This window comes from Mesorhizobium sp. B2-6-1, assembly GCF_006440475.1.
Taxonomy (GTDB): domain Bacteria; phylum Pseudomonadota; class Alphaproteobacteria; order Rhizobiales; family Rhizobiaceae; genus Mesorhizobium.
In genome coordinates, this window is the sequence record NZ_VFUH01000008.1 from 137,422 (window position 1) to 153,315 (window position 15,894).

The window sequence follows — 15,894 nt, forward strand, 5'->3', positions numbered from 1 at the left end:
TCGCGTTGGGATTCAAACACAACCGCGACAGAGTTTATGAAAGGGTGTCGGATGTCACGCATTTTCGGCGATGCGGTCCGCTACCAATCGGCGCATCTAGCCCGGGAAAGCCTCCAGGAACAGGGGCTTGTGGTCAATCTTCCGTGACGCGCGGCGTCAGCAGGCCGAGTTCCTCGAGATCGATATCGGTCAGCGGATCCTCGTCCTCGGTCAGCGCATCCGGATCGGCCGGCGGCTGCGGAATGGAGAAATTCGACGGCATGCGGCCCGAAAGCAGGCCGGCGCCCTTCAACTCCTCCATGCCGGGGAGATCGCGGATTTCCTCGAGCGCGAAATGGTCGAGGAAGGTTTCGGTGGTGCCATAGGTCACGGGACGGCCGGGCGTTTTGCGCCTGCCGCGCATGCGTACCCATTCCGTCTCCAAGAGCGTATCCAGCGTGCCCTTCGAGGTTTCGACGCCTCTGATGTCCTCGATCTCGGCGCGCGTCACCGGCTGGTGATAGGCGATGATCGCCAGCACTTCGAGCGCCGCGCGCGACAGCTTGCGCTGCTGGACGGTGTCGCGGCTCATCAGGAAGGCGAGATCGCCGGCGGTGCGAAACGCCCAGGCATCGCCGACCCGCACCAGGTTGACGCCGCGCCGCGCATAGATCTGCTGCAGCTCGGCCATCGCGAGCGCGATGTTGATGCCATCGGGAAGGCGCGCGGCCAACTGCTTTTCGCTGACGGGCTCGGCACTGGCGAAAACGATCGCCTCGGCCATGCGCACCGCCTCCGCCATATGCAGCCGCTCGGCGGGATTCTGCGCCGGATTCTGGGCCGGATTCTGAACCGAAGCCTGGTCGACCTCGCCCTCCTCCGGTTCGTTGTCCACCTTGAACGGGACAACCGAAGCGTTGGCGCGTTCGCTCATGATGCCACCTCGACTGCCTTGATTGCCGGTGCGCGGTGATCGCGCAGATAGATCGGCGCGAACACCTCGTCCTGCCGCACATCCATCTTGCCCTCACGCACCAGTTCCAGTGTCGCCGCGAACGAGCTGGCGATCGCGGTGCGCCGCTCTTCAGGGCTGGACAGATATTGGACGAGAAAACTGTCGAGCGACGTCCAGTCCCGCAAGCTGCCGATCAGCCTGGTCAGGATGTCGCGGGCGTCCTTGAGCGACCAGACGCCGCGCCTGGCGATCGTGACATTGGTGATTGCCTGCTTCTGCCGCTGCTGGGCATAGGCGGTGAGCAGATCGTAGAGCGACGCCGAATAGGCGTTGCGCTTCTCGATGATCACCATTTCCGGCATGCCGCGCGCGAACACGTCGCGGCCGAGCCGGTTCCGGTTGACCAGCCGCGCCGATGCATCGCGCATGGCTTCCAGCCGCTTGAGCCGGAATTGCAGCACCGCCGCCAGTTCCTCACCGCTTTCGCCTTCCTCGCCCGGCTGCTTCGGGATCAAAAGCTTCGATTTGAGGAAGGCGAGCCACGCCGCCATCACCAGATAATCCGCGGCGAGCTCAAGTCTCAGTGCCCTCGCCGTCTCGACGAAGGCCAAATACTGCTCGGCCAGCGCCAGGATGGAAATGCGCGCGAGATCGACCTTCTGGTTGCGGGCAAGATGCAGCAGAAGATCGAGCGGGCCTTCGAATCCTGCGACGTCGACGACCAGCGACGGATCGCCGGTCAGCCGGGAATCATCGCTTTCGGCCCACAGGCGGTCCATCGGTGCGGCCTTCCCGGCCTTGCTTTCCAATGCTTCCGCCACGTCCCGTTCTTCCCTCTGTCAGGCCACCGCATCGAAATAGGTGGCGAATTCGGCGCGTATCTCGGTTTCTTCAGCCGCGTCGCGTTTTTCTATATAGGTCATTGCCCGGTTTGCGCGCTCAAGCGACTTGCCCTCAAGCCCTTTGGTTCGCGATGCGATGCCCGCCATCTCCTCGAAAACGCCGTTGCAGTGAAGGACCAGATCGCAGCCGGCCGCAAGGATCGAGGCCGCCTTTGTCGGGAAATCCCCAGAAAGTGCCTTCATCGAGGTGTCGTCGCTCATCAGCAGCCCATCGAAGCCGATCTCGCGGCGAATGATCTCGTCGATGACCTTGCCGGAGGTGGTCGCCGGGTTCTTGGGATCGATCGCGCTGTAGACGACATGCGCGGTCATGGCCATCGGCAGGTGGTTGAGTTCCCTGAATGGCGCAAAATCGTGCCGCTGCAGCTCGTTCATCGAAGCGTCGACGACAGGCAGTTCGAAATGCGTGTCCGCGAAAGCCCGGCCATGGCCGGGAATATGCTTCATGACCGGCAGCACGCCGCCAGACATCAGGCCTTCCGCCGCGGCGCGACCGAGTTCGATGACCGGGCGCGGCTCCTTGCCATAGGCGCGCGCGCCGATGACGTCGCTCGCCCCTTCGATCGGCACGTCGAGCACCGGCAGGCAATCCGCCGTGATGCCGTAGCGCAGAAGGTCGAAAGCGTGCAGCCGCGCCATCAGCCAGGCGGCGCGGGCTCCGGCGTCATGGTCGTCGCGCCACAGCGCACCGAGTGCGCCGCCGGCTGGATAGTTCGGCGCCAGAGGCGGCCGCAGCCGCTGCACCCTGCCGCCCTCCTGGTCGATGAACACCAGCGCGTCCGGGCGTCCGATGCAGTCGCGCATCTCGGCGACCAGATCGCGGATCTGCTCGGTCTCGCTGATATTGCGGGCAAACAGGATGAAGGCCCACGGGCATTCATTGCGATAGAAACTGATTTCTTCGCGGGTGAGCGACTTCCCGGCACAGCCGAGGATCATGGATTTTGATTCGGTCATGCCGACGAGTCTAGAATCTTCCGCGGCCAAAGGGAATCACGTCGAAAAGTGCAAAAAGAAAACGGCGCGGCGTTGAGGCCGCGCCGGTTTTCAAACTGCTCTCCTCCGACACGGGAGGTGAATGACTACCTCGACACGAAGCAGTTGCCGCCGGCAGCCTTGTAGCTGGTGCACAGATTGATGGCATCGTTGCGCGACTGCGCGGGCACGCGGACGCGGTAGAAAGTCCCCTTGCCGGCGATCTCCGCCTTGACGATGTTGGCGGTGCGGCCGGAAAGCACGCCGCCATAGCGACGCTGCAGATCCTGATAGGTCGACTGCGCGCTTTCGACCGTCGGCTGCGAGGCGATCTGCATCGACCACGAACCGCCGCCGGTCGAGGGCGCCGCGGGACTGATGGAGGCAACCTGATCGGGCTTGACCTCGCCGACCACGTCGACCGGCTGGTCGGACGGGCGCTGCGGCGCGACCGGGACCTTGGCCGGCGTGTTGGCCGACTGGGCCTTGGCTTCCGCCTTGGGCTCGGTCACCGGTTTCAGGGCTGGCTCATCGGCCGCCTGCGCGGCGTCCGGCGCCACCGTGCCGGTCTGGTCAGCATCAGCCTGAGCCGACGGCGCGACATGTTGCGGCGCCGGATCGACCGGCTCCACGGCAGCCACTTTCGGTGCGGCGGGCGCCGGATCCTCACGCGGCACCAGCGACCCGTCCGATTTGACCACCATGGTCCTAACCTTGCGCGGCGCCACGGCGACGACGTCGGGATTCGTTCCCTTGTCGGCATCCTGGAGGACCTGCGCGATGCGGTCCTCGGATTTGGCTGCGGGCGCGGCGTTATCGGCTGGCGCCGCAACGGCGGTTGGAGCATCGCCGCCGTCGCCGTCGGTCGCGTCGGCTGCGGTCTGGTCGGGCGAGAGATCGACGGCGCGAGCCGGATCTTTCGCCGCCACATCGACCGGTTCCTCGACATTGGTGACGAGCTTCTGCTGGACCGGCTCGGCGGGCTTGGCGCCCTTGGCGACCGCGTCATAGACCTTGTTGTCCTGGTTCGGCACCACGGCGCCGCCCGGGTTTTCCGGCTTGACCTTGATCGGTGCATTGTCCGCCTTGACCAGGACCGGGGCGTCGCTGCCGCCCTGGCCGCCCGGAGACAGCGCGAAGGCGCCGAGGCCTCCGGTGACAACGACTGCACCGACAATGGCGGCGATGAGCAGGCCGCGCCTGCGCGGCGACCCGCCGGCCTCGCGTTCGGCGAGACCAGGAACCGACATCGCCTCGTCCAGCTCGGGATCGTAGTCGAGCTCGTCGACGGCAAAATCGTCGGCCTGTGAAACCGGCTGGCTGCCGGGCAAGTCGTCGACGTCGAAGCCATTGGTGGCGTCGGCATAACCCGCCGGCGCTGTCGCGCGGGCAGACATTTCCGCTGGCCGTGCCGCGTAGGTGCGCGCCTCGGGCTGATAGCCCGGCTTGAGCCCCTCATAGCCCGGCTTGAGAGCCTCATAGCCCTGTTCAAAGGCATCGTATCCCGACTTGAAGCCGGGATTGTAGGAGTCGTCGGCATAGGGCGCGCTGGTGTTTGCGGGAGCCGCAGCGACATCCACTGTATTCATCTCGGTCAGCAGATTGGAGAATTCGGCGTCGAGATCGTCGTAGCCGGGCGCGGCCGGCTCATCCTCTTCGAAGTGCAATTCCGGAATCTCGAGATCATCCTGAAGCGCCACGACGCGCTCCGGCACATCGACGGTCTCGACATCGGGCATCTCGTCATCGAACGCGGACTGCTCGCGCTGTGCGGCGGCCGGCGCCGCATAAGCGGCAGGCTCGGCCGCACGATAGGTCGGGACCGCGGCAGACGGCGCCGCGGCCATGGGGGCCGCCGAAGCCATCGGCTGGGCGGTAAAACTCGCCTGTTGCGGCTGTGGGACCGGCGTAACCCGGCTCCACGAGCGGGCCGGCTCGGGCGGCGTGGACTGCATCGTCAGCCAATCGAGGGGATCGTCGCGGAAAGTTTCCGGCGCGGCGGGATCCGCGGCGACGTCTTCATCCCGGTCGATTCCTTCGGCCAGGTCGATGCCTTCGGCCAGGTCGATGCTTGCGGCGAGTTCCGCTTCGAAATCATCGCCTTCAGAGGCAGCGGCATGCGCGCCGAGGTCCTGGTCCTGAAGCTCATCGAGCATGAGATCGTCAAGATCGACGTCAGCGGCCGAGACCGCCTGATGCTGCTGCGCCGCCGCAGGTTCGTCCAGGTTCCAGTCGAGGTCACCGGCCGCCGGTTCTTCGTCGGGTTTCGCGGTCGCGGCGACAGGCTGCTGAACCGCTACCTCCTCCTCGGCCACCGGCGCCGAGCGTGCGCTCATGGCGCCCAACAGCGCGTTCAACTCGTCTTCAAGGCTACGCTCGTCGACGGCAGCATGCACCGGTTCGGCCATAGCCGGGGCGGCCGGATGAACGGGGGCAGCCACAGGCTCAGCGGCCGGCTCGTCCGTCGCTTCGGCAAGCGCGTCGTTGAAATCCTGCTCGAAAGCATCGTCCAGCGGCTGATCGGCGGCCAGGTCTGCCGCCTCGCCTTCCGCATCCGTCGCCTCGGCGAACACGTCCTCCATTTCGTGCGCATCTGCCGTCTCGGCGGTCACGTCATGCGCGTCAAGCGCATCCGTCTCCGCAGCCACGGGCGCATCGGTCGCGACCGAGTGATCGGCAGCCAGATCGAAATCGATATCCGCCAGCCCGTCGTCGAAAGCCGTGGCGTCATCAAAGCGATCGCCAAAATCCTCTTCGGAAACCGCATGGTTCGCGTTCAGCGCCGCCTCGACGGGAGGCTCGACCGGAGCCGCGGCCGCTTCAGGCTGCTGCTCCGCCACGTGACCATCGAGCATCAGTTCGTCTTCGAGCGAAAGGGCAAAGCCATCGTCGAATTCATGGTCGACGGTAGGCTCCGCGACAGGCTCCGCCACTTCGGCGGCCAAGGCGGGCTCGGCCGCATCGGTCGCGTCATCAAGCCGGAAGTCCTGATCGAGCGATGCCGCAAGCTCGTCCGCCATGGGCAGATCGTCATCGAGCGGCGAAACGCCATCGAGAGAGCTGGCTACCGCATCGTCGAAATCCGTGTCGAAAGCGGCATCGACGGTTGGCGCGGCCTCGGCAACAGCGTCGTCGGCACCATGCTCATCGTCGAGCTGCATGTCGTCGAACGCCATGGCGAGTTCGTCATCCATGCCGTCGGTAGCGGCGGCGTCGAACGCCGGCTCATCAACATCGGCGACCGTCGCGGCGTTGCCTTCGGCAAAGTCGAAGTCGCCCATCAATTCCTTTTCGAGATCGATGTCGAAATCGCCCTCCTGCGCCTGCTGGTCAGCGGCGGCTTTCGGCTGGGCGGGCGCCTGTGGCTTGACCGGCTGGCGCGGGTCGAACCCCATGATCCTGGTCAGTTCCGCGAACGGATCATCGTTGGCGATGTCGTTGTTGTCGGCTATTCTCAGCTGGGTTCTGTCTGCCATTATTGTTCCCGAACTCGCACTCATTCGGACGCCATGGACGTCGCGCAGGGTTGGCCCTTACCAGCGCAATGTGGGCAAAAGGTGACAGGTTTTTTAGTCAAACCTAACGCATTTCGGTGGGCGCCGCGGCGCCGATCAGCGTCAGGCCGGACGTCAAGACATCCGAAACAGCCTGCACCAGCCCTAGTCTGGCATGCGTCAATTGTCGGTCGTTAACCTTAACAAAACGTAAGTCCGGATTATCGGTGCCGCGGTTCCAGTGCCCGTGGAAGCTTGAGGCCAGATCGTAGAGGTAGAATGCCAGCCGATGCGGCTCGAGCGCAAGTGCCGCCGACTCGATCAACCGTGGATATTCAGCGAGTTTCCTGATCAGGCCGATCTCGCCTTCGTCGGTCAGCAACGCCACGGCAGCCGCCAGGCTGTTGCGATCGAAATTCGCTTCGCCCAACTGTTCGCTCGCCTGCCGGAACACCGAATGGCAGCGCGCCGAAGCGTACTGCACATAGAACACCGGATTGTCCTTGGACTGCTCGGTCACCTTGGCGAAGTCGAAATCGAGCGGCGCATCGTTCTTGCGATAGAGCATCATGAAGCGGATGGGGTCGCGGCCGACTTCCTCCACCACTTCGCGCAGCGTCACGAAATCGCCGGACCGCTTGGACATGCGCACCGGCTCGCCATCGCGAAACAGCTTTACCAGGTTGCACAGAAGAACCGTGAGCTTCACCTCGTCGCCGGCGATCGCCCGCGCCAGCGCTTCCAGCCGCTTGACATAGCCGCCATGATCGGCGCCGAGCACGTAGATCAGTTCGACGAAGCCGCGATCGACCTTGTCCTTGAGATAGGCGACGTCGGCGGCGAAATAGGTGAACGAACCATCCGACTTGACCAGCGCCCGGTCCATGTCGTCGCCGACCGCCGTCGAACGGAACAGGGTCTGTTCGCGATCTTCCCAGTCGTCCGGCCTCTCGCCCTTGGGCGGCGGCAGCTTGCCTTTGTAGATATGGCCCTTCAGCGTCAGGTCGTTTATCGCCGAGCGGATCTTCCTGGCATTGTCGGCGTGCAGCGTGCGCTCGGAGAAGAACACGTCATGATGCACGTTGAGCAGCGCCAGATCCTCGCGGATCATCGCCATCATCGCGTCGATGGTGCGGTTCTTGACGATGGCGAGCGCCTCTTCGTCCGGCATCTGCAGCAAGGACCGGCCGAATTCCTTGGCCAGCGCCTGCCCGACCGGGACCAGATAGTCGCCTGGATAGAGCCCGGCCGGGATCTCGCCGACCTCGTCGCCAAGCGCTTCGCGATAACGCAGCATCACCGAGCGCCCGAGAACGTCGATCTGCGAGCCGGCGTCGTTGATGACATATTCCTTGGTCACGTCGTAACCGGCAAAGGCCATCAAATTGGCAAGCGCATCGCCAACCACGGCGCCACGGCAATGGCCGACATGCATTGGTCCCGTCGGGTTGGCCGATACATATTCGACATTGGCCTTCCTGCCGCCGCCAATGCTGGAGCGGCCGTAATTGCGGCCCTCGCCCAGAAGCGTCGTGAGATGTGCCTGCCAAAAACCGTCCTTGAGCCGCAAATTGACGAAGCCCGGGCCAGCAACCTCGGCGGCCGCGACATCCTTGTCGTCCCGCAGCGCGAGCGCCAGGCGCTCAGCCAGCACCCGCGGGTTCTGGCCGGTGGGCTTGGCCAGCACCATTGCCGCATTGGTCGCGAGATCGCCATGGCTGGCATCGCGCGGCGGCTCGACGGCGATGCGCGACAGATCGGGCGAAACACCGTCACTGGCTTTCAGATCAAGCGCTTCGACGGCTTTTATGATTCGCGCGGTGAAGTCGGCGAAGATGTTCATGGGTATGACTCTGGCGGCTTTGCAGGGAATCCGGCTTGTTGGCCGGCAAAAATTGAGCCCGCCCTAGCTCAAATCCGGCGTACGGTCAAACAAACGGCGGTGTTCCTTCAGCGCGTAGGTGTCGGTCATCCCCGCCAGGAAGTCGGCCACGCTGCGCGCCTTGATGCGATCCTCGGCCCGGTCGAGCCCCTCGCGCCAGCCGTCCGGCATGGCGCGCGGATCGGCGAAATAGACGTCGAACAGGTCCCTGACGATCCGCTCCGCATCGGCGCGCACGCGCATGACTTCCTTGTGCCGGTAGAGGTGTTTGTAGAGAAAGGCCTTCAGCTCTTTCTCGGCGATGGCCATTTCGGCGGAAAAGGTCACCATCGTCTCGCCCGCCGCCCTCACCGCATCGGCGCTCCGCGGCCCGGTGCGTTCCAGGTTGGCGGTGGTCGACCTGATCACGTCCTCGACCATGGCGGTGATCTGGCGCCGCATCAGCTCGTGGCCGGTGCGCACCTCGTCGAGATTGGGATAGCGCGCGCGCACCCCCTCCAGGATGGTCCCCGGCAGCGAGACGGCCTTCAGCATGTCCAGCGTCAGCAGCCCCGCCCTCAGGCCGTCGTCGATGTCGTGCGTGTTGTAGGCGATGTCGTCGGCGATCGCAGCACACTGCGCCTCGATGCCGGCGAACCGGTCGAGTTCGAGGTCGTGCAGTTCCGAATAGTCGCGGATCGCCTGCGGCACCGGACCCTTCAGGCCCTTGCCGTTGGCATCGGTCAGCGGACCATTGTGCTTGACCAGGCCTTCCAACGTTTCCCAGGTCAGGTTCAGTCCGTCAAACTCGGCATAGCGCGCTTCCAGCCTTGTCACGATGCGCAGCGATTGCGCGTTGTGGTCGAAGCCGCCCCAATCAGCCATCTTCTCGTTGAGGGCGTCCTCGCCGGTGTGGCCGAAGGGCGTGTGGCCGAAATCATGCACCAGCGCCACCGCTTCAGCCAGATCCTCGTCGCCGCGCAGCGCCCGCGCCAGAGCGCGTGCGATCTGCGCCACCTCGATCGAATGGGTCAGCCGGGTGCGATAATGATCGCCTTCATGGGCGATGAAGACCTGCGTCTTGTGTTTCAGCCGGCGGAACGCGGTGGAATGGATGATGCGGTCGCGGTCGCGCTGGAACGGCGTACGGGTCGGGCTTTCGACCTCTTCGAACAGGCGCCCGCGCGAGCGCGCCGGATCGCTGGCATAGGCCGCGCGGGGCCTATAGCCAAATCCGATGTCGCCCAACTCGTTGGTCATGGTCGATGCCGCCTGACTTTGGCCGCCTGACTTTGGCCGCCAGACTATGGCCGGTTGACTTGGCCGGTTGACTTGGCCCTTCGCGCTTCATACCTATCATGTGAAACCGAAAGCAAGGTGACGCCCATGGGCGCGGATGCCAAGACCGCCATGAAAGTCGAGATGACCGATGCCGCCGCAAGGCGGATCGCCAAGATTGTGTCGGACGAGGCCGGCAAGACGGCGTTGCGCGTTTCCGTCGAAGGCGGCGGCTGCTCCGGCTTTTCCTACAAGTTCGATCTGGTCGACGCGCGCAACGACGACGATGTCGCCATCGAGAAGGACGGCGCCACGGTTCTGATCGATGATCTGTCGCTGGTCTATATGGGCGGGTCGGTGATTGATTTCGTCGACGACCTGATGGGCCAGTCGTTCCAGATCCGCAACCCGAATGCGGTCGCCTCCTGCGGCTGCGGCACAAGCTTCTCCATTTAGGAACAACATGCCTGCCATTGGCGCGGTTCGTCAGGTCGCGCTCTCGGCCGGGCGAGACCTCGACGCGACTCTGGCCTTCTGGTGCGACGTGCTCGGGATGAGCGTGCATGTGCGTTACGATCCGCCGGGCATCGCCTTCATCATGGCCGGCAGCGTGCGGCTGCTGTTCACCGACGGCATTCCGGCCGGAACCGTCTATCTCGACATATCAGGTCTCGAGGATTTCCACGCCGGCGCGAAAGCTGCGGGCGTTCCCTTCACCGCGCCTCCAACGCTTGTTCATCGCGACACCGAGGGCCAGTTCGGTCCGGCGGGGGAAAGCGAGTGGATGGCCTTTCTAAAGGATCCCGCAGGCAATACGATCGGCCTGGTCGAACGTCTTGCCCCGGAAGAACATTGAGGCCGCCATGAAGATCGTCACCTGGAACATCAACGGCATTCGCGCCCGCATCGGCAATCTCACCCATTGGCTGACCGAAAGCGCCCCCGACATCGTCTGCCTGCAGGAGATCAAGACGGTCGACGAGCAGTTCCCGCGCGCCGAGATCGAGGCGCTTGGCTACAATGTGGAAACCCACGGCCAGAAGGGTTTCAATGGCGTCGCCCTGCTGTCGAAATTGCGCTTCGACGAGGTCATCAGAGGTCTGCCCGGCGACGACGCCGACGAGCACGCGCGCTTCATCGAAGGTGTGTTCTCGACCGACAAGGGCGCGCTGCGTGTCGCCTCGCTCTATCTGCCGAACGGCAATCCGATCGATGACGAGAGGAAATTCTCCTACAAGCTGTCCTGGATGGCACGGCTGGAGCGCTGGGCCGAGGAGCGGCTGAGGCTGGAGGAAGCCCTGGTGCTGGCCGGTGACTACAACGTCATTCCCGAACCTGTCGACGCGAAGTTCCCGGAGAACTGGCTGAATGATGCGCTGTTCCAGCCGCAGACGCGGCAGGCGTTCCGCAGGCTGAAGAATCTCGGCTTCACCGAAGCAGTGCGTTCGGTCACCGATGCGGGCGACACCTTCACCTTCTGGGACTACCAGGCCGGCGCCTGGCAGAAGAACAACGGCATCCGCATCGACCACCTGCTGCTGTCGCCGGAGGCCGCCAACCGGTTTTCATCGGCCTCGATCGAAAAGCATGTGCGCGCCTGGGAAAAACCGTCCGACCACGTGCCGGTGGCCATCGATCTCGATTTGCTGCCGGCCTGAGGGAGACCCCGGGCCCGCGCTGGACCTCGTATCGCCACAATCAGGCGCATGATGGGAGATCATCATGGCGGCTGGGGTTCCCATGACCATACGACTTGTCCTTTGTCCGATCGGCCTGGCATTCGCTGTCGCCGTCCCTGCGGCGGCTTTCGCCGCCGAGGAATGTCTTGCCAATGGAAAATCCTACCCGGTCGGCCAGGTCGCCTGTCTGACGATCGCCGACAAGAACCACCTCGCCCGCTGCGAGATGGTGCTCAACAACACCTCATGGACGAAAGTCGGGGACAGCTGCCCGCAAGACAGGCTGGCGCCGCACCGGCGGATGACGCCGATCTCGGCGCCGGCTCCCAGCATGGTGCCGGCGGAGCCGACCGAGAATTAATGTCTGATTAGCGATCTCCTCGTGGGGAGATCATCCTTACTGATCGGCGCTGTTGCCCTTGGTCAGGATGTCGTCAGCGAGCGAGATCGCTGTGCGGCGGTCGGCTTCGCCGGCGGCGGCAAAGGCCTCCTCCTGCATGCCGCGGATCCAGGGCTGGTCGGCGGGCGCCGCACGTTCGAGTGCTGCCGTCATCATCGCCAGGCCGCGCACGATCTTGCCGCTCTGGAACAACAGATGGCCAAGCGTCGCCTGCGCGCCGGCATGGCCTTTTTCGGCGGCGAGCTGGAACCAGCGCCCGGCCTGCTTGACGCTGGCCTTCACGCCGCCCTCGCCCTTCAGGAACATCTGCCCCATCTCGAACTGGGCATTCGGGTTGCGGTAGTTGGCGGCGGCGCGCATGTAATATTCCTGGGCCGCCACTTCGTTCTCGGTCACCGGGCTGCCGGGAATGCCCTTGCGCAAATAGTCGCCCAGCGCCACCAGCGCGTCGGAAACGTAGCTTTCTTCCGGTGAGCCGGGCTCGACGTCCTGATCGACGATCTCCGAAAAGAACTTAAACGCCTCGTAATCGTCGCGCGCCACGCCATCACCCTCGGCATACATGCGGGCAAGCTTCCAGGTGGCGCCGATCTGGCCGTTCTCGGCGGCGTATTTATAAGCCTCCGCGGCCTGTTCCTTGTGGCCGTTCTTGTAGGCGGAGAAGCCGAACTGGAACACCGCCCAGGGGCTCGACTGCGGCTTCACGCCGGTCTTGTCGTCGAACACCTTGTCGTCGAAGGCCATGGCCTGGCCGACGGCGCCAAAGATCGCTAACGCGACCAGTGCCGGAAGGACAGACGACCTCAACAACTCAGATGTCCGCATAGCAGTGTGTTTCTTTCGCACCGCCCGGATGGGTGACCGCGCCGTCGCGGGCGGAACCTACCGTCTGTGCGTATTTCCATATCGCGCCGGACTGATAGTCGGTTGTGCGCGCCTTCCAACTCTTTGCCCTCGCAGCCAGTTCCCTATCGGACAACGCCACATCGATCGTGCCGTTCACGGCATCGATGGAGATCACATCGCCGTCCCGGATGAGGCCAATCGGACCACCAACGGCGGCCTCGGGCCCGACATGGCCGATGCAGAAGCCGCGCGTCGCGCCCGAGAAACGGCCGTCTGTGATCAGCGCCACCTTGCCACCCATGCCCTGGCCGTAGAGTGCCGCCGTCGTCGACAGCATCTCGCGCATGCCAGGTCCGCCGCGCGGCCCTTCGTAGCGGATGACGAGAACTTCGCCTTCCCGGTAGTTGCGATGCGTCACCGCTTCGAAACATTCCTCTTCCGAATCGAAGCAGCGCGCCGGGCCGGAGAACTTCAACTCCGTCATGCCCGCGACCTTCACGATCGCGCCTTCCGGGGCAAGGTTTCCCTTCAAGCCCACGACACCGCCGGTTTGGGTAATAGGTCTGTCGGCCGGGCGGACCACATCCTGGTGTTCATTCCAGGCAATATGCTCCATATTTTCGGCCAAAGTGCGGCCAGTGACCGTCAGGCAATCGCCATGCAGGTAGCCGTGGTCGAGCAGCGTCTTCATCAACAGCGGAATGCCGCCGGCCTCGAACATGTCCTTGGCGACATATTTGCCGCCGGGCTTGAGGTCGGCGATGTATGGCGTCTTCTCGAAAATCCGGGCGACATCGAACAGGTCGAACTTGATGCCGGCCTCATGCGCTATGGCCGGCAAATGCAGCGCCGCATTGGTCGAGCCGCCGGTGGCCGAAACCACCGTCGCCGCGTTCTCCAGTGCTTTCAACGTGACGATGTCGCGCGGCCGGATGTTCCTGGCGATCAGTTCCATGATCTTCTCGCCGGAGGCGAAGTTGAAACGATCGCGCATTTCATAAGGCGCCGGCGCGCCGCAGGAATAGGGCAGTGCCAGACCGATCGCCTCGGCCACGGTCGCCATCGTGTTGGCGGTGAACTGGGCGCCGCAGGAGCCGGCCGAGGGACAGGCGGCCTGCTCGATTTCAAGCAGTTCGGCATCGCCGATCGTGCCGACCGAGTGCTGGCCGACCGCTTCGAACACATCCTGCACGGTGATCTGGCGGCCGCGGTAGCTGCCGGGCAGGATCGAGCCGCCATAGATGAAGATCGACGGCACGTTGAGCCGCACCATGGCCATCATCATGCCGGGCAGCGACTTGTCGCAGCCGGCGAGCCCGACCAGCGCGTCGTAGCAATGCCCGCGCATGGTGAGCTCCACCGAATCGGCGATGACCTCGCGCGACACCAGCGACGACTTCATGCCCTGGTGGCCCATGGCGATGCCGTCGGTGACGGTGATGGTGCAGAATTCGCGCGGCGTGCCGTTGGCGGCCGCGACGCCCTTCTTGACCACTTGCGCCTGGCGCATCAGCGAAATGTTGCAGGGCGCCGCTTCGTTCCAGCAGGAGGCGACGCCGACCAGCGGCTGTGCGATCTCGGCCGCCGACAGGCCCATGGCATAGAGATAGGAGCGATGCGGCGCACGCGCCGGACCGACGGTCACATAGCGGCTGGGGAGCTTAGCCTTGGAGATGACTTTGGCGTCCATACTCTTCCTTGCCCCACATCTTCCTCGCAAGGGGGCGGTGCGGCCTGCTCCCATCGCCGAGCCTTTTGGCGCGTGTCCCGAGACAAGATCGAGGTGCGCCGGGTTTATGGCGGGAAATGGGCAATTTCGTCGGCCTGACTTCTAGCGCAGGGGTTGTTCAGAAAGTGTTGCCAAAACATCACAACGACACGAGGCGGAGCTGGTGCGGTTTATCTGCACCGCAGCCCTGGGGCCGACAGGCTCGGCCACAGCCCCGGAACGAAAAAGGCCGGGCATTGCCCGGCCTTTCATTTGATTTTACAGAGACTTAGAACTTGATCTTCACACCACCAGAGATCGCCGTGATCAGATCATTCCCGAAATCATAGCTGGCATCCTCGCCTGCAACATAGCCGTTCTCCCCAGCCAATGTCCCCGAGTGGCCGCTGGTCAAAACGCCGACCGCTCCAGCGAGCCGCACTTCGATGTTGGGCTGCGGCGTATAGGCGACGCCGCCGCCCAGGGTCCACGTATCGGTCTGCGCACCATAGCCATGCGAGGTGCCACGATCCCAGGTCAATTGACCGGCGGCACTCCATTGATCATTCAACTTGTGGCCGATACCACCTGAAACGGTCCAGCCGTCACGATACATCAGGTCGAGCGACGTCACCTGACCCGGGCCGTTCGTGAAGCAAGCCGCCCCAGGCGCAATTGTTGGACAGATCGGAACGCTCTGCAGCACGCTCCAGTTGACCCACTTGATTGAGCCGAAGGCCAGCCAGTCAGGCGCAATACCGGACTGCAGTTTCAGTTCCAGCGAATCCGGCATCGACTCCTCTGCGCCATAGATCGGCCGAGAACCTCCAAGAATAGCTGGTAAGGTGAGTGTGCCCGAAATGTTGTCTAGCTTGACCTTCGAATTGTAGACCAAGCTGGCGCGGAGCGCGATATCAGGGATTTCGTAGGCAACGCCGGCGCGCCAGCCCCAACCGTTAGCCTCCAGATCGACACGACCAAGCAGCGGTTGTCCGAGGGGAGTAAAACCGACCAAGCTTTCCTTGAAGCCTGAAATGTCCTGATAGAACAACCCGCCGATAAAGCGGAGCTGGCCCTTGCCAGCATCAAACTTGTAGGAACAGGTGCCGGCGTAATTGTTGCTCTTGATATCAGTCTCGACGTTAGAAAGCGCTCCGTTCCACATACCTGGTGCGGTATGCGCGCCCCAAGGCTGCGAATAATCGACCATGCAGTCGACGCCCTGCACAACCTGGGCCTTCATTCCTATGCGCGGTACCCAATAGCCCTCGGCTCCGTCGGCCGAGGTACCAAGGCCGAGATTGGCTCCGCCGGGACCACGCGCATTCTCGTACTTACGGTCCGGCATCACATAGGTCGCTTCCGCGTCCGTCGCGAACGGCGCCGGATCAAACAGCAGGTCGATATCGTAGCCGCCACGTTCCAGGCCGCCGGCATGTGCCGAGCTCATTGCCGTCCCCAGCAAAGCCAGCGAAAAGCACCCTGCCCCCAGCAGTGCTTTCAAACGCAGATTGTTCATGGATGTCCTCCCCGAATAGTCAGTGCATCCAGCTAGAACCAATTCGGGTTAACGGTGCAACAACGAATTCTTGGGGCGTACATGTACATGTCCACCGGACGCATTCCGGACAAAATGCAGACCAGCGCAGCGAGGCAGAAAAACGGTTCGCCGGGCGTGTCTCACTCAGAAAAACGGGAGAAAATCGGCCAAAAAGGCCAAAAATAATCAGTTTTGAGCAGTCGAATGCCCCATTGTTACATTATGGCAACAATGGGGCGAAAACTTCCGTTTACGTCAACATTAACGCTACGGAATG

Annotated in this window: 13 protein-coding genes; 4 read left to right on the forward strand and 9 right to left on the reverse strand. The window is 63.5% G+C overall.

Annotated features, from left to right (window positions below; genetic code table 11):
- Positions 1-133: 133 nt before the first annotated feature.
- From scpB to FJ443_RS18025, 6 genes are all read right to left on the reverse strand, one after another.
- A complete protein-coding gene (gene scpB, locus FJ443_RS18000; protein ID WP_140656494.1) occupies positions 134-913 on the reverse strand; it encodes an SMC-Scp complex subunit ScpB in 780 nt (259 codons plus the stop codon).
- The gene (locus tag FJ443_RS18005) at positions 910-1,713 is read right to left on the reverse strand and encodes a ScpA family protein (RefSeq protein ID WP_140665311.1); all 804 of its coding nucleotides are present in this window, start codon (positions 1,711-1,713) and stop codon (positions 910-912) included. The genes scpB and FJ443_RS18005 overlap by 4 nt, the downstream gene beginning before the upstream one ends.
- A gap of 60 nt (positions 1,714-1,773) precedes the next feature.
- Entirely contained in the window at positions 1,774-2,793 is a 1,020-nt protein-coding gene (nagZ, locus tag FJ443_RS18010) for a beta-N-acetylhexosaminidase (RefSeq protein WP_140665130.1), read from the reverse strand.
- Positions 2,794-2,918: 125 nt separating this feature from the next.
- Entirely contained in the window at positions 2,919-6,287 is a 3,369-nt protein-coding gene (locus FJ443_RS18015; RefSeq protein ID WP_140665133.1) for an SPOR domain-containing protein, read from the reverse strand.
- Positions 6,288-6,390: 103 nt separating this feature from the next.
- Positions 6,391-8,148: an arginine--tRNA ligase gene (gene argS, locus FJ443_RS18020; protein WP_140665135.1), complete on the reverse strand. Its 1,758-nt coding sequence runs from the start codon at positions 8,146-8,148 to the stop codon at positions 6,391-6,393.
- Between the two features lie 63 nt (positions 8,149-8,211).
- Positions 8,212-9,426, reverse strand: a complete 1,215-nt coding sequence (locus FJ443_RS18025) for a deoxyguanosinetriphosphate triphosphohydrolase (protein ID WP_140517136.1) — start codon at positions 9,424-9,426, stop codon at positions 8,212-8,214.
- Between the two features lie 126 nt (positions 9,427-9,552).
- On the opposite strand from FJ443_RS18025, the gene erpA reads away from it, so the two are divergent.
- The 4 genes from erpA to FJ443_RS18045 all read left to right on the forward strand — a co-directional run bounded on the left by erpA (position 9,553) and on the right by FJ443_RS18045 (position 11,484).
- Complete coding sequence (erpA, locus tag FJ443_RS18030; RefSeq protein WP_140495759.1) at positions 9,553-9,900, forward strand: iron-sulfur cluster insertion protein ErpA; 348 nt, start codon at positions 9,553-9,555, stop codon at positions 9,898-9,900.
- A gap of 7 nt (positions 9,901-9,907) precedes the next feature.
- Complete coding sequence (locus FJ443_RS18035; RefSeq protein WP_140495758.1) at positions 9,908-10,300, forward strand: VOC family protein; 393 nt, start codon at positions 9,908-9,910, stop codon at positions 10,298-10,300.
- A gap of 7 nt (positions 10,301-10,307) precedes the next feature.
- Positions 10,308-11,102 (forward strand): exodeoxyribonuclease III, encoded by a 795-nt coding sequence (xth, locus tag FJ443_RS18040; RefSeq protein WP_140495757.1) that lies wholly within the window; start codon positions 10,308-10,310, stop codon positions 11,100-11,102.
- Between the two features lie 64 nt (positions 11,103-11,166).
- Positions 11,167-11,484, forward strand: coding sequence for a hypothetical protein (locus FJ443_RS18045; protein WP_140579767.1), 318 nt, complete (start codon positions 11,167-11,169; stop codon positions 11,482-11,484).
- A gap of 36 nt (positions 11,485-11,520) precedes the next feature.
- On the opposite strand, the gene FJ443_RS18050 is transcribed toward FJ443_RS18045, so the two are convergent.
- The 3 genes from FJ443_RS18050 to FJ443_RS18060 form a co-directional block, all read right to left on the reverse strand.
- Complete coding sequence (locus tag FJ443_RS18050) at positions 11,521-12,348, reverse strand: tetratricopeptide repeat protein (protein WP_140517142.1); 828 nt, start codon at positions 12,346-12,348, stop codon at positions 11,521-11,523.
- Positions 12,335-14,059 carry a dihydroxy-acid dehydratase gene (ilvD, locus tag FJ443_RS18055; protein WP_140495754.1) on the reverse strand — a complete coding sequence of 575 codons (1,725 nt, stop codon included), beginning with the start codon at positions 14,057-14,059 and terminating at the stop codon, positions 12,335-12,337. The genes FJ443_RS18050 and ilvD overlap by 14 nt, the downstream gene beginning before the upstream one ends.
- Positions 14,060-14,366: 307 nt before the next feature.
- Positions 14,367-15,596 (reverse strand): OmpP1/FadL family transporter, encoded by a 1,230-nt coding sequence (locus tag FJ443_RS18060; RefSeq protein ID WP_140665138.1) that lies wholly within the window; start codon positions 15,594-15,596, stop codon positions 14,367-14,369.
- Positions 15,597-15,894: the final 298 nt, after the last annotated feature.

Coding starts and splice junctions, on each gene's coding strand:
- scpB (WP_140656494.1), bottom strand. CDS start 913: ATGAGCGAACGCGCCAACGCTTCGGTTGTCCCGTTCAAGGTGGACAAC.
- FJ443_RS18005 (WP_140665311.1), bottom strand. CDS start 1,713: ATGGACCGCCTGTGGGCCGAAAGCGATGATTCCCGGCTGACCGGCGAT.
- nagZ (WP_140665130.1), bottom strand. CDS start 2,793: ATGACCGAATCAAAATCCATGATCCTCGGCTGTGCCGGGAAGTCGCTC.
- FJ443_RS18015 (WP_140665133.1), bottom strand. CDS start 6,287: ATGGCAGACAGAACCCAGCTGAGAATAGCCGACAACAACGACATCGCC.
- argS (WP_140665135.1), bottom strand. CDS start 8,148: ATGAACATCTTCGCCGACTTCACCGCGCGAATCATAAAAGCCGTCGAA.
- FJ443_RS18025 (WP_140517136.1), bottom strand. CDS start 9,426: ATGACCAACGAGTTGGGCGACATCGGATTTGGCTATAGGCCCCGCGCG.
- erpA (WP_140495759.1), top strand. CDS start 9,553: ATGGGCGCGGATGCCAAGACCGCCATGAAAGTCGAGATGACCGATGCC.
- FJ443_RS18035 (WP_140495758.1), top strand. CDS start 9,908: ATGCCTGCCATTGGCGCGGTTCGTCAGGTCGCGCTCTCGGCCGGGCGA.
- xth (WP_140495757.1), top strand. CDS start 10,308: ATGAAGATCGTCACCTGGAACATCAACGGCATTCGCGCCCGCATCGGC.
- FJ443_RS18045 (WP_140579767.1), top strand. CDS start 11,167: ATGGCGGCTGGGGTTCCCATGACCATACGACTTGTCCTTTGTCCGATC.
- FJ443_RS18050 (WP_140517142.1), bottom strand. CDS start 12,348: ATGCGGACATCTGAGTTGTTGAGGTCGTCTGTCCTTCCGGCACTGGTC.
- ilvD (WP_140495754.1), bottom strand. CDS start 14,059: ATGGACGCCAAAGTCATCTCCAAGGCTAAGCTCCCCAGCCGCTATGTG.
- FJ443_RS18060 (WP_140665138.1), bottom strand. CDS start 15,596: ATGAACAATCTGCGTTTGAAAGCACTGCTGGGGGCAGGGTGCTTTTCG.